The following is a 13,520-nucleotide window of genomic DNA, read 5'->3' as shown; positions in this document are numbered from 1 at the left end:
CTTGGTTAGTCTTCAGGGCAGGGTTAGATTCCCGACCGGCGGTTATAGTCCGCGACCCGCAGTGATGCGGCTGAGCTGGTGAAATTCCAGTGCCGACAGTAAAGTCTGGTATGTAGAAGATTGTATTAATACAATTGTGTCCTGACACCCGTGTCAGGACTTTTTTTGAAGATAACCATTGATAAGGGAGTTTTTTCAATGGAAAGAAGTTCAAAGAACAGGTTTGTATTAACCCGAACCGTTCAGTTGTCAGTTTTATCAGCAGTTTCGTACGTTTTGATGTTTATCTCGTTTCCGATCATCATGTTTGTTCCGTGGATGAAGGTTGACTTTAGTGATATACCAATCTTGTTAGCAACGGTCGTATTTGGACCACTTGCAGGGTTAACGGTGGCTGGCCTCAAAGCGTTACTTTATTGGGTAACCACAGGCGTATCAATTCCAAATTTCATTGGAATCTTTGCCTCATTCGTTTCATCAGGAACTTTGATTCTTGGGTACGAATTGGCATCTAAACTGTTTAGAAATCGTAATAAATGGGTTAAAGGCTTTGCAATTGTTGCCTTTATGACCATTGCGATTACGGTTGTCATGACAGCTCTTAACTGGGCGTTTGTATTACCAATGTACATGCAATTAATTGGATTCAAGTTATCAATGCCACTTAACGAAATCGTCTTGTACGGTGTGGCTCCATTTAATATAATAAAAGGGATTATTGTTGCAGCTGCGTTCCTGTTAGTTAAGGGATCACTATTACCAGCATTCAAACGTAATCACTAATAACACAAAACAATTACCTACATGGTAATTGTTTTTTTAGGAGAATTATGAAAACTGAGACCCTAATCTTACTATTTTGCTCAAATACTGAATCTCGCCGAATTAAGGCAATTTTCAACGTATTGATTGGAAAGAAAACTGTTTCCAATCTTTTTTGGGGATTAAATTATAATATTTTGGGTTACTTAGATGCTTTTCACGGCTTAGACTTTACGGATTTAACCACAGCACTTAAAGATTTATCTAAGCAAGGAATGATTGAGACCCCAGCGGATAATTTTGTTAAGTTGACCTCAGCAGGCCAGGCGGCTAAAGAAAGGTTATTATCAAAACTGACAGGTGTTAATGACATCCAAATCGCCAGCGAATATGATGTTTCACTTTTCAAGCGCAGAATAGTTTTAGCGACTCAGATTGTTTCGGAATATAGTTTTGGAAATTCAAAATATTATCCGCAGTCAATCGATATGTTGAATGATAGCTTGGTGAAATCGTGGTTCGTCAATAATAAGGGTGACGATTTAGTTTTAGCAATGAAGTCTCTTTGGACAACTGTTTTTAGTGAAATGCCAACAACCCTTGCTGACAGTTATGCAAGATCGTTGGTGGGCCATAATTTATTTGGCCAGACAATCAACCAAATTGCTTCAAATAATGAGATGACTAACCCTGAAGCCTGGCTTTGGATGTATATTGGGGATTGCTTACTACTAAAAACGATGTTAACCAGAAAAGATGAACGTTTTAGCTTATTGATGAGGGGCTTACATAAAGAGTTGATTTCTAAGAGCACGCAAAGCACTTACGATATTTTTATTCAAAATGACAGGCTTTCTTTAGTTCAAATTGCAAATAAACGTGGGGTTAAGAGTACAACAGTTAGAGAGCACTTACTTGAATGGGCAATTCTTGCTGATAATCCGATTCCAGTATTCAAAAGAGTCCTTTCCCCAGCATTAATTAAACAGCTTGATAGTAAAGCACCTAAGTTAGTTGTAGATTGGAAGTATACTGGGTCAATTGAGGAACAATTTCACATCGATTTTTTTGAATTTAGAATGTATCAAATAATGAGGAGCAGAAATATAGATGGCAGATAAGCTTAATGAAATTCTCAGGCAAGATTTTGGTTTTTCTGAATTTCGTCCAGGCCAACATGAAGTGCTTGATAAACTTGAACAGGGTATAGATACCTTTGCAATCTTACCTACTGGTGGTGGTAAGACGCTGATTTATCAGTTGTTTGGCAGAATCTCACCTGGCACGGTCGTGATTGTTTCACCTCTGATTTCATTAATGCAAGATCAAGTGCGACGCTTGCAGTATTTAGGAGAGAAACGGGTAGTGGCATTGACATCTGCTTTAAGTTATCAAGAAAAGCAGGTTGTTTTAGCTCATTTGAGCAATTATAAATACATTTACGTTTCACCAGAAATGCTTTCAAATCAAGATGTTTTGGCTAAATTCACCAGACTTACAATTAGCTTATTTGTTATCGACGAGGCTCACTGTGTATCTGAATGGGGGCCCGATTTTCGACCCGAGTATCAAAATTTAGGTAGAATTCGGATACAGCTTAACTCACCATTAACGTTGATGATCACTGCAACAGCAACACATAGAGTTAGAGAAGATATTATTCAGAAACTCGGATTTTCAGAGGAAACGGTTGCTACTGAAATTCAACCGGTGAATCGTGAAAATATTTTTTTGGCAGCTAAGGAAGTTCCAGACGAATCAGCAAAAATGGCCATATTGACGAATTTTTTAAATGTAATGCCGGGGAAGGGAATTATTTACTTTTCTAGTCGTTCGAAGGCAGAGAAGGTCGCAGAGGAGATAACAAAGTCGACTGATTTAAGTGTGCTTCCATACCACGGAGGCATGTCAAATGAAGATCGGTTTTCAGTTCAACAGCAATTTATGAATGACCAAATTGATATCATTTGTGCTACTAGTGCGTTTGGAATGGGTATAGACAAACAAGATATTCGGTTTGTAATTCATTACCATGTGCCTGCAAATTTACAAAGTTATATGCAAGAAATTGGCCGTTGCGGTCGCGATGGCAAGCCCGGAATTGCATTAGCGCTATATACAGACAATGACCGATTCGTTCATCTGGGTTTACTAGACAAGACTATTCCTGATGATAGTGTGATTGAATATGCTTATGACAATCCAACCATTGAGTTTAATGATGAGTCCTATCGGGTTATTCAATATTACGTACGTCATCAAGTTCCACTTGCAAAGGTGTTGGCAATCTTTAAACAGAGAAAGATTCAACGATTGAATGAACTTCAAGCGGTAATTGATTATGTTAAATCACAAACTTGTAGAAGGCAGAAGTTATTGGAACCTTTCCAAGCTGAATTTGAAGCAGAATCCTCTTTTTGTTGTGATGTAGACAATGACTTTTGGAACGATGAAGATAATTTTGTCACGACCAATTTTGGTGCAATCAATAGCCAAACTCAACGACAAAGCGCTGATAATTGGCATAAAATTCTGAATCAGTTATTTTTATTGAAAAATTAATTACAGCTTTGATTTAATTAATGATAAAATTTATTAATGGAGATATCTAAAGGAGGAGAGAGTATGGGGTCTAAAAACCAAAAGCCATCTGAAGAAAATGAACCATGGAACCAAACATTTTCAGAGGATCGCGATGAGAACGGAAATCTGTCAAGGGTAAAACTTCGGAAAGAAAACAATAATCATAATATGATTACGATTGTTGTTGTGGCGTTAATTATTATCATTTCATTGGTTGCTTTAGCCTATGGAATGTTTAAACAAAATGCTATGGGTAAGAATGACGGGGGTAATTCTTCTTCAGTAACCATGGTTTCCCAATCAGATTCAAAAAAAAAATCCAAATCGGATAGCAAAAACAGTAGTTCAGATGTAGCAGATAAACCTGACAAAAAATCAACTAGTTCAAATGATGATAGTTCAACTACCGATACTCAGAGTGGTTCAACTAGTAATACAAATCAGACTAGTCAGCCGAATGCTTCTAGTTCTACTGGAACAAATTCAACTACTTCAAGTTCAAGGGTTGACAATAGCAGCCAAACACAGCAGAATAGTCAGTCGGGCTCAAATAGTTCTGCCGCCACTAATTCTTCTAGTAGTGCAGTTAATTCATCAAGCACACAGACTGGGCAAACGTCGTCTAGTAGCTCATCAAATACAAATACTGGCGATTATGCAACTGTTCAGGCAGGACAAGGTGTTTATCGGGTTGCCGTTAATAATGGTTTAACCGTTGAGCAGTTAATGCAAATGAATGGTTTAAGCTCAACATCACAATTACAACCCGGTCAAAGACTTCGGGTAAAATAACTTAAGGATTGGAAATTTAAAATGCACAAGAATGGATTACAAGTAGCAATTGATGGCCCGGCTTCTGCTGGTAAAAGTACCGTTGCCAAATTAGTTGCTAAACAATTTAAATACGTGTATGTTGACACTGGTGCAATGTACAGAGCAATTACTTACAAGACAATCAAAAGTGGCACCTCACTAGATAACGTTGAGGCAATTTCTGAAATCGTTAAAAACTCAGAAATTAGTTTCCAACCTGGAGAAGCGGATCAACGGGTATTTATTGATGGTGAAGAAATTACTGAGGCCATCAGACAAGAGGATGTCACTAATTCAGTTTCGGCTGTCGCCGCAATTCAAAGTGTGCGCGAAGAGCTGAGCAATGATCAGCAAGTAATTGCCGCTGATGGTGGTGTGGTTATGGATGGTAGAGACATCGGAACTACTGTTCTTCCAGATGCTGAAGTGAAGATCTTTTTAATCGCCAGCGTTGAAGAGCGTGCTCAACGACGTTATAAAGAAAACATTGAGAAGGGAATTAATACTCCGCTCGATGAATTGCAATTAGAAATCGAAGCTCGCGATTACAAAGATTCTCACCGCAAAATCTCACCATTAACTAAGGCCGATGACGCAGTAGAAATTGATACCACTTCATTGTCAATTGACGAAGTTGTTGACAAGATTGCTTCAGTGATTACAGAAAAACTCAATTCTAACTAAACAAATTGTTTATTAAACTAGCAATTAGAGCAAATATAAGATAAACTTATGGTTAGAGTTGTTTCAAGGAGGAAATGTTTGATGAGTGAAAACACCAATAACGAAAACAAAGATTTATTAGACGCTTTAAATAGCGTAAGTGAGGTTAATGTTGGTGACGTCGTCAACGCTGAAGTATTAGCAATCGATGACAACAACCAATTAATTGTCGGTATCGAAGGTACCGGTGTTGAAGGAGTAGTTCCACAAAGAGAACTTGCTTCAGACCAAGATGTAAATGATATTAAAGTTGGTGACAAGCTACAATTAGTTGTTACTTCTAGAATCGGTAGTGACAAGGAAGGCGGAAGCTACCTTCTTTCATCACGTCGTCTTCAAGCACGTAAGGTTTGGGACGAATTGGTTGAAAAGTCAAATAACGACGAAACAATCAATGCAAAAGTTACACAAGTTGTTAAAGGTGGCCTAGTTGTTGATACTGGTGTACGTGGATTTATTCCTGCATCAATGATTTCTGACCATTTTGTAGACAATCTTAGTGAATACAAGGACCAAGAACTTGAACTTAAGATTATCGAAATCGATCCTGCAACTAACCGTCTTATCCTTTCACACCGTGCAGTTCTTGAAGTTCAAAAGTCTGCTAACCGTGAAAAATTGATGGAAACTCTTCACGAAGGTGATGTTGTTGAAGGTAAAGTTGCTCGTTTAACTGATTTTGGTGCCTTCGTTGACCTTGGTGGTGTTGATGGATTAGTCCATGTTTCACAAATTGCTTACGAACGAGTAAACAAACCATCTGATGTACTTGAAGTGGGTCAAGAAGTTAAAGTTAAGGTGCTCTCTGTAGACTTTGACAAAAATAGAATTTCACTTTCAATCAAACAAACCCTTCCTGAACCATGGGACGATATTGAAGAAAAAGCTCCAGCAGGTGCCGTACTTGACGGAACTGTTAAACGCCTAACTGACTTTGGTGCCTTTGTTGAAGTATTCCCAGGTGTTGAAGGATTAGTTCACATTTCACAAATTGCTCACGAACACATTGCTACACCAGGTGATGTACTTAGTGAAGGTGAAAATGTAAAGGTCAAGGTTCTTGATGTTGATCCTGATAGAAAACGTCTTGCACTTTCTATCAAGGCTCTAACTGAAGCACCAAAGACTGAAAATTCAAACAAACAAGGTTCATCACGCGGTCCAGTTAACGATAACTCTACTGCAGATGCTCCTGATGAAGAATCAGGTTTCACTTTAGGTGACATCATTGGTGACGAACTTAAAGATTCAGATAACAAATAAACAAGTACGAGTTAAAAAGATTATCCTCGTTTTGCAGGATAATCTTTTTATTTCGTTACGAAGGGAGGCAAAACTATGAAAATGCCTACAGTTGCCTTTGTTGGGCGGCCAAATGTTGGGAAATCAACCATTTTTAACAGAATTGCCGGTGAGAGAATCTCAATTGTTGAAGATACTCCTGGCGTGACTCGTGACAGAATTTATGCTCATGGCGAATGGCTAACTACAGAATTTGCCATGATCGATACCGGTGGAATTCAGATGGATGACCAACCGTTTTCTGCCCAGATTCGGAGCCAGGCTGAAATTGCCATTGAAGAGGCAGATGTGATTGTGTTTATTGTTGATGCCAAAAGCGGCTTAACTGACGATGATGAGCAGGTGGCACGAATTTTGTATCAAAGTGATAAGCCAATCGTGTTGGCTGTCAACAAAGCTGATAATCCAGAAACCCGTGAAGATATCTATGATTTTTATGCTTTGGGAGTTGGCGATCCAATTCCAATTTCTGGAGTTCACGGACTTGGTATTGGCGACCTTTTGGATAAGGTCGTTGAAAACTTCCCAGACCTTTCAGGAGAAGTTGAAAACGATGATATTCGCTTTAGTTTAATTGGTCGACCAAACGTTGGAAAATCATCAATTGTTAATGCATTACTAGGTGAAGATCGCGTAATCGTCTCGGATATTGCCGGAACTACCCGTGATGCAATTGATACTCGTTTTGTAGCTAATGACATTAGTTTTACAATGGTTGATACTGCCGGTATCAGAAAACGGGGTAAGGTCTATGAAAATACTGAGAGATACTCAGTAATGCGGGCAATGAGTGCCATAGACCAAAGCGATGTTGCTCTGTTCGTAATCAACGCTGAAGAAGGAATTCGCGAACAAGATAAGAGAGTTGCAGGGTATGCTCATGATGCTGGTAAGGCAATTGTGATCGTGGTAAATAAGTGGGATACACTTAAGAAGAATAACCATACTCAAGCAGACTTTGAAAAAATCATCCGTGATGAATTCCAATACATGACTTATGCGCCAATTATATTCGTTTCAGCTAAAACTAAGCAGCGAATTGATCAGTTACCTGACTTGATTAAACGGGTATATGACAACCATGAGCGTAGAATTCAATCATCTGCACTGAACGACGTTATTATGGATGCAATTGCAATTCATCCAACCCCAACAGTTAATACTAAGCGTCTTCGAATTTACTACGCCACTCAAGTTGCTGTTGGACCGCCAACATTCGTGATTTTTGTTAATGATCCAGAATTGATGCATTTTTCTTATTCTAGATTCTTGGAAAATCAGATTCGAGACCATTTTGACTTTAGTGGGACTCCAATCCGAATAATCAAGCGTAGTCGTAAGTAAAAAGGTTTACCAAATTGTATATGCCAAAAAAAGTCCATTTTCCCAAGTTTTTGGGTTAAAACATTGCACTGACGGGTTTCTTATGCTATCTTTGAAAAAGAAATGATGTTTGAAACGGCGTCATTTTAGCAATTCTGATTCTTTTATGAATCCAGTTTGTGATGTTTTACATACCTATCTTCGAGGGAGGTGAATACACTCATGGCAAACAAAGCAGAATTAGTAAGCTCAGTTGCAACTTCAACTGGTTTAACTAAGAAAGATGCTACAGCAGCTGTGGATGCAGTCTTTGATTCAATCCAAGCTAGTTTAGCAAAAGGGGACAAGGTTCAATTGATCGGTTTCGGTAACTTTGAAGTACGCGAACGTGCTGCACGTAAAGGTCGTAACCCTCAAACAGGTCAAGAAATCCAAATTCCAGCAAGCAAGGTACCAGCATTCAAACCTGGTAAAGCGCTTAAGGATGCTGTAAAATAGTGTTCATCTGATAAGTCAGATCGGCAATTGTCGAACTGGCTTTTTTTATTTCATGGAGGTTTGCTATGAACTATTCACAAACTGCCCTTGATTTTCTTGAAAAGGGACAACTAGACGACTTTGAAAAAAACTATAAACTTGCATTGAAAAATGATACAGACGATTATCTGTTTTCTTTAGCAGAGGAATTATATTCATATGGTTTTTCTGACCATTCTAAGAATATCTATGAACAATTACTCAAAAAATTTCCAGACGATGATACTTTAAAAGTTAATTTAGCTGAATTGGCAATCGATTCTGACGATGATGATAAAGCTTTGGAGTATTTGTCATCGGTAAACCCAGATTCTGACGAATATGTCAGTTCTTTAATGGTTTCAGCCGACTTATACCAGACGCAAGGTATGTTTGAGATCAGCGAGCAAAAGCTCTTAGAAGCTCAAAATTTAGCTCCTGACGAGCCCGCAATTTGGTTTGCCCTAGCAGAATTTTACTTTGCATCCCGGGAATATCGAAAAGCGATTAACTACTACCTTGATCTGATCAAGACTGGAACAACCGAAATGTCAGCAGTTAACTTGGTAGAACGACTAGGAGTTTCTTATGCTCAAATTGGTAAGTTCGAGCAAGCATTAGGATACCTTGAACAAATCAAGACTATTCATATGAATTCTGATGTTAAGTTTGAACTTGGGTTTACCTATTTCAGCTTGGAAGAATATCAAAAAGCGATTGATGTTTTTGAAGAGATTAGGGAACTTGAGCCTCAATACAGTTCTATCTATCCATATTTAGCGGATTCTTACATTGAACTCAACCGTGTGGATAAAGCGCTACTCACTGTTCAGGAAGGCTTAGCTAACGACCAGTATAATGAGCAATTGTGGGTTAAAGCTAGTGAAATTGCTAAACAAGCAGGTCAAGATGAACTGGTTGGCCAGTACCTTGAAAAGGCAAATGAAACTGAGCCAGATGATCTCTCCATTTTGAGTAAGCTTTCGGATTGGTACATTGACAACAACGAGGATGATAAGAACATAACTTTATTAAAACCAGTTGCTGATCAAGAGTTATTTGATGCCCATTTATCTTACAATCTGGCCTTGTCTTTGAATCATAAAGGAGACATTAAAGGGGCCACTACCAATTTTCAGATTGCTGAGCGTGAATTAGATTCTGATACAAAATTTTTAAAGGATGCGATTTTCTTCTATCGGGAAAACGGCAACAGAGAAAAAGAAATCGAACTTTTGCAAAAGTATCTTAAAGTGGATCCAGAGGACTTTGAAATGCAACAAATGCTTGATGAGGAATTAAACTATTAAGCAATAGAAAAAGGCAGCTGATGTTTTTTATCAGCTGCCTTTTTTGTGCGGTTTTAGAATAGTTTGAACTTCTTTGGCCGTTTGTACGTGAAGCCTTCTCCAATGGCCTCATGGACGTTTAGAATCGAAATAAAGGCCTGTTCATCGATTGTCTCGACAACTTGCTTAAGCCTGTGAAGCTCGCTGGGAGAAACTACGGTGTAAATCACTTGCTTTGACACGTGAGAATAGCCACCCTCAGCGTTTAGGTAGGTAACACCACGAGAAAGTTCTTTCATAAGTTCTGCAGCAATTGTTTCTGAATGATTGCTAATAATGATAATTCCTCTGGCTGTGTATGCACCTTGCTGAGTGAAGTTGACGATCACTGAGAAAATCCAGACATAAATCAATGTGTATGCCATTTGGCGAATATCAAGATAAACTAGTGACGATAGCAGAACTAACACATCAATTACTAGTAAGGATTGACCCATCTGGATTCCTTTGAACCGTTCAAATAGGCGCGCGACGATATCTATTCCGCCAGTGGTACCACCGAAACGATATACTAGTCCCGAACCAAAACCACCAAATAATCCTGCTCCAAGTGAGGCTAATAGCAAATCGTGTTGTATATTAATTTGAATTGGAACCCGTTGCCAGATCCATAGGAACATGGATAGTGCTAATGTTCCGTATAGGGTGTAAAACATATCTCGTTTGCCCAAAAATTTGATTCCAATCAAAAATAGTGGAATGTTAACTAAAATCGTGGAATATGCTGGGTCGATTCCGAATAATGCTCTTAAAATCAACGTGATACCAGTTACACCACCGTCAGCTAACTTGTTGGCGATGTTGAAATATACGATTCCAAATGAATATAGTGCTGTTCCAAGTGCAATCATGAGTAAATCAACAATCGAAATGTAAGATTTAAAAAGTCCTTTTACTTTGCTCATCATGGACCCCCTTAATGTTTAATCAGACGTTTAATATTAACAGTCTAAAGATATCATTGTCCATCTTTTTTATCGTATCGCATTCTGTTAATATTGTTTAGTGAGTAAATTAATGTACGGATGGCGATTATTTTGAAGATTACTAATTTTCCAATTGAATTTGAACAGGCTTTACCAATTTTGAGAAGCATTGAGGCCGCCGGCTTTGAAGCTTATTTTGTCGGCGGGTCAGTGCGCGACACAATTATGGGTAGAAAAATTCATGATGTAGATATTGCTACAAGCGCGTATCCTGAAGAGGTAAAAAAAATATTTAATCGTACCGTCGACACTGGGATTCAACACGGAACGGTTATGGTGCTTGATCATGGTAACGGGTATGAAGTCACTACGTTTAGAACAGAGTCGACTTATCAAGATTATCGGAGACCAGACGAAGTCACCTTTGTTCGTTCATTAAAAGAGGACTTAAAACGCCGTGATTTCACAATCAATGCCCTGGCACTCAGTGAAGATGGCCAAGTCACAGATTTGTTTTCTGGGCTTGATGATATGGAACATAAATTAATTCGGGCGGTGGGTGAAGCTGAAGAGCGGTTCAACGAGGATGCACTCAGAATGATGCGGGCAATTCGCTTTTCTAGTCAGCTGGATTTTGACATTGAACCTGCTACTGAAGACGCAATTCATGGTCATGCTTATCTACTAGAAAAAATTGCCATCGAAAGAATTCACGAAGAGTTTGTCAAAATGATGCTGGGAACCAGGCCAAATTTAGGCTTAGAAAAAATGATTGAAACTAAGCTAACTGACTATGTTCCTGGATTCAAAGCTGAGCACTTAGCGCTTAAAAAGTTGTTGGCTCTGGATTTAACACCAGAATCAGAGATTGAAGTGTGGACGATCTTTGCGTATGTATTTGGTTACAACCAAAGTACTACTACGAAGTTTATGCGCGAATGGAAAAGTTCTAATCAATTGACTGAAGAAGTTGCTAGGGCAACTGAGCTATTAACTAAGGTAACTGCAAATAAAGTAGATAACCTTGCCTTGTATCAAGCAGGAGAAGTGGCAGTGATTGCTGCTGACCACGTTGCTCAAATATTTGGATTAGATGTTGAAACTAAAGTACTCATCAACCAATATTCAAAACTTCAAATTAAATCAAAAAAGGATCTAGCGCTTTCTGCAAAAAATTTGTTGATGGAAAATGTCTATCAGCCCGGTCCAGAACTAGGTAAGGTGTTACAGTACCTAGAAGAAAATGTGGTTAATAACAATTTAAATAACACATATGATGACTTACTAGCTAGCGCGAAGGCACTTAAGGAAGAAGGCAGTAACTAGATGGAAACGATGCGGGTTGAAAATCTAACTAAAACCTATGGTGAAAAAACACTTTTTGATAAACTGAGCTTTATCATAAACGAACACGATCGGATTGGCTTGATCGGAACTAACGGAACCGGAAAAACGTCCTTGCTTAATGCCATTTCGGGTAGAGATCACGATTCTGTCGGTGATATTATCACTTCAAAATCATATTCAATTGCTTACCTGACTCAGGATCCAGATTTGGATGACACCCTATCAATCATGGATGCGGTGTTTAGTGGATCGCAACAAATATACCGAACCATTAAGAACTATGAACAAGCACTAACTGAATATTCTACCCATCCAGACGATGCAAATGCAGTTTCTCGTTACGAGAAGGCTGAGGCACGAATGAATGAAGACGATGCCTGGAATATTCAAAGTGATGTTAAGACCATTCTGACCCAGTTGAAAATTACCGAATACGATAAAAAAGTTGGCGAACTTTCTGGTGGACAAAAAAGGCGGGTTGCCTTAGCCCAAGTTTTAGTTGAGTCACCTGATTTACTGTTACTAGATGAGCCAACAAACCACCTGGATTTTGACTCAATTGATTGGCTTGAAAAATATTTAGCCGGCTATAAAGGCGCAATCATGTTGGTCACTCATGATCGGTACTTTCTTGATCAAGTGGCAACTAAAATTTTTGAATTGTCATTTGGAAAACTTTATGAGTACACAGGTAATTACCAGGACTATGTCGAACAAAAGGCGACCAGAGTTCAAGGTGAGATTGAGGCAGAACATAAAGCTCAACAATTGTATAAAAGTGAGTTAGCGTGGATGAAGTCTGGAGCCAAAGCTCGCTCGACCAAGCAACAGGCTAGGATTAATCGTTTCAATGAGTTAAAGGATAACGTTGGGAACCTGCAAGTAGATGAGGACGTCAAGGTTTCGCTTGGACAGTCTCGTTTGGGTAAAGAAGTTATCAATATTAAAGATGCAAATTTAAAAATTGATAATAAACCAATTTTAGATGACTTTAGCATCTTGATTCAGGGAAATGAGCGAATTGGAATTTCAGGTGAAAACGGAGCAGGAAAAACTTCTTTGCTAAACGTAATTGCTGGAAAAGTTCCCCTCGATTCAGGAGTTGTTAAGATTGGCGAGACGGTAAAACTGGCTTACTATACACAAATTACCGAACCAATCGATGATGACAAGCGGGTTATTTCTTACCTAAGTGACATTGGACAACAAGTTACTAATAATAACGGCGAGAAAATTAGCGTTACTGAATTACTCGAGGAGTTTTTGTTTCCCAAGTTTATGCATGGTACTTTGATTCGAAAGTTATCTGGTGGCGAAAAACGCCGGCTTTATCTATTGAAACTATTGATGGAACAGCCAAATGTCCTGCTTCTAGATGAGCCCTCAAATGATTTAGATATTTCAACGTTAACTGTGTTGGAAAATTACATTAATCACTTTCAGGGAACTGTCATTACCGTTTCACATGATCGTTACTTCCTGGATAAAGTTGCGGACCGGTTACTGATATTCGAAGGAAATGGCAAGATTGAGGAACACCGTGGAAGATTTAGTGAGTATTTAAAAACGGTGGCTCAGCAAAAGACTGCGATAAAAAAGCAAACTAAGGAAAAACAACAGAACGTTGCAAAAGATACCGAAAAGCCAAAAGAAAAAACTAAGTTATCTTACATGGAGAAAAAAGAGTACGCTACAATTGAAGAAGATATTGATAAATTAGAAGCGAAGAAAACCGCGGTACAGCAGGAAATGGGAACTGTTGATGGTAGTGACTACGGAAAACTTTCTGATTTGCAGAACCAAAAAGACGAACTTGATGATAGAATAAATGAAAAGATGAATCGCTGGGAATATCTCTCTCAGTTTGATAATTAAA

Annotated in this window: 12 protein-coding genes and 1 riboswitch; of the genes, 11 read left to right on the top strand and 1 reads right to left on the bottom strand. The window is 38.6% G+C overall.

Annotated features, from left to right (window positions below):
* Window positions 1-4 precede the first annotated feature (4 nt).
* A riboswitch (FMN riboswitch) is annotated at window positions 5-125 on the top strand.
* 73 nt (window positions 126-198) lie between these two features.
* From PL11_RS09310 to PL11_RS09270, 9 genes are all read left to right on the top strand, one after another.
* On the top strand, window positions 199-783 hold the full coding sequence (locus PL11_RS09310) for an ECF transporter S component (protein ID WP_035167101.1): 585 nt from the start codon (window positions 199-201) through the stop codon (window positions 781-783).
* A gap of 47 nt (window positions 784-830) precedes the next feature.
* Complete coding sequence (locus PL11_RS09305; RefSeq protein ID WP_035167102.1) at window positions 831-1,883, top strand: helix-turn-helix domain-containing protein; 1,053 nt, start codon at window positions 831-833, stop codon at window positions 1,881-1,883.
* The gene (locus PL11_RS09300; protein ID WP_035167104.1) at window positions 1,873-3,324 is read left to right on the top strand and encodes a RecQ family ATP-dependent DNA helicase; all 1,452 of its coding nucleotides are present in this window, start codon (window positions 1,873-1,875) and stop codon (window positions 3,322-3,324) included. The genes PL11_RS09305 and PL11_RS09300 overlap by 11 nt, the downstream gene beginning before the upstream one ends.
* A 63-nt stretch (window positions 3,325-3,387) precedes the next feature.
* A complete protein-coding gene (locus PL11_RS09295; protein ID WP_035167106.1) occupies window positions 3,388-4,137 on the top strand; it encodes a LysM peptidoglycan-binding domain-containing protein in 750 nt (249 codons plus the stop codon).
* Between the two features lie 21 nt (window positions 4,138-4,158).
* Window positions 4,159-4,842: a (d)CMP kinase gene (gene cmk, locus PL11_RS09290; protein ID WP_035167107.1), complete on the top strand. Its 684-nt coding sequence runs from the start codon at window positions 4,159-4,161 to the stop codon at window positions 4,840-4,842.
* Between the two features lie 81 nt (window positions 4,843-4,923).
* Entirely contained in the window at window positions 4,924-6,144 is a 1,221-nt protein-coding gene (gene rpsA / locus PL11_RS09285) for a 30S ribosomal protein S1 (protein WP_035167109.1), read from the top strand.
* Window positions 6,145-6,219: 75 nt separating this feature from the next.
* Window positions 6,220-7,527, top strand: a complete 1,308-nt coding sequence (gene der, locus PL11_RS09280) for a ribosome biogenesis GTPase Der (RefSeq protein ID WP_035167112.1) — start codon at window positions 6,220-6,222, stop codon at window positions 7,525-7,527.
* Window positions 7,528-7,728: 201 nt separating this feature from the next.
* On the top strand, window positions 7,729-8,004 hold the full coding sequence (locus PL11_RS09275; protein ID WP_035167114.1) for an HU family DNA-binding protein: 276 nt from the start codon (window positions 7,729-7,731) through the stop codon (window positions 8,002-8,004).
* A 65-nt stretch (window positions 8,005-8,069) separates the two neighbouring features.
* Window positions 8,070-9,332, top strand: a complete 1,263-nt coding sequence (locus PL11_RS09270; RefSeq protein WP_035167116.1) for a tetratricopeptide repeat protein — start codon at window positions 8,070-8,072, stop codon at window positions 9,330-9,332.
* Between the two features lie 53 nt (window positions 9,333-9,385).
* On the opposite strand, the gene PL11_RS09265 is transcribed toward PL11_RS09270, so the two are convergent.
* Window positions 9,386-10,276: a YitT family protein gene (locus tag PL11_RS09265; protein WP_035167118.1), complete on the bottom strand. Its 891-nt coding sequence runs from the start codon at window positions 10,274-10,276 to the stop codon at window positions 9,386-9,388.
* Window positions 10,277-10,408: 132 nt separating this feature from the next.
* On the opposite strand from PL11_RS09265, the gene PL11_RS09260 reads away from it, so the two are divergent.
* Complete coding sequence (locus tag PL11_RS09260; protein WP_237047490.1) at window positions 10,409-11,623, top strand: CCA tRNA nucleotidyltransferase; 1,215 nt, start codon at window positions 10,409-10,411, stop codon at window positions 11,621-11,623.
* Entirely contained in the window at window positions 11,624-13,519 is a 1,896-nt protein-coding gene (locus tag PL11_RS09255; RefSeq protein WP_035167122.1) for an ABC-F family ATP-binding cassette domain-containing protein, read from the top strand.
* Window position 13,520: the final 1 nt, after the last annotated feature.

The sequence above is a fragment of the Lentilactobacillus curieae genome (assembly GCF_000785105.2).
GTDB classification, from domain to species: Bacteria; Bacillota; Bacilli; order Lactobacillales; family Lactobacillaceae; genus Lentilactobacillus; species Lentilactobacillus curieae.
The sequence above is the reverse complement of the archived record's forward strand: the minus strand, read 5'-3'. Positions and strand labels throughout refer to the sequence as shown.

What these genes read in the sequence shown, in the direction of transcription:
- der (WP_035167112.1), top strand. Translation starts at nt 6,220, where the DNA reads ATGAAAATGCCTACAGTTGCCTTTGTTGGGCGGCCAAATGTTGGGAAA.
- PL11_RS09275 (WP_035167114.1), top strand. Translation starts at nt 7,729, where the DNA reads ATGGCAAACAAAGCAGAATTAGTAAGCTCAGTTGCAACTTCAACTGGT.
- PL11_RS09310 (WP_035167101.1), top strand. Translation starts at nt 199, where the DNA reads ATGGAAAGAAGTTCAAAGAACAGGTTTGTATTAACCCGAACCGTTCAG.
- PL11_RS09265 (WP_035167118.1), bottom strand. Translation starts at nt 10,276, where the DNA reads ATGAGCAAAGTAAAAGGACTTTTTAAATCTTACATTTCGATTGTTGAT.
- PL11_RS09305 (WP_035167102.1), top strand. Translation starts at nt 831, where the DNA reads ATGAAAACTGAGACCCTAATCTTACTATTTTGCTCAAATACTGAATCT.
- PL11_RS09255 (WP_035167122.1), top strand. Translation starts at nt 11,624, where the DNA reads ATGGAAACGATGCGGGTTGAAAATCTAACTAAAACCTATGGTGAAAAA.
- cmk (WP_035167107.1), top strand. Translation starts at nt 4,159, where the DNA reads ATGCACAAGAATGGATTACAAGTAGCAATTGATGGCCCGGCTTCTGCT.
- PL11_RS09295 (WP_035167106.1), top strand. Translation starts at nt 3,388, where the DNA reads ATGGGGTCTAAAAACCAAAAGCCATCTGAAGAAAATGAACCATGGAAC.
- PL11_RS09300 (WP_035167104.1), top strand. Translation starts at nt 1,873, where the DNA reads ATGGCAGATAAGCTTAATGAAATTCTCAGGCAAGATTTTGGTTTTTCT.
- rpsA (WP_035167109.1), top strand. Translation starts at nt 4,924, where the DNA reads ATGAGTGAAAACACCAATAACGAAAACAAAGATTTATTAGACGCTTTA.
- PL11_RS09270 (WP_035167116.1), top strand. Translation starts at nt 8,070, where the DNA reads ATGAACTATTCACAAACTGCCCTTGATTTTCTTGAAAAGGGACAACTA.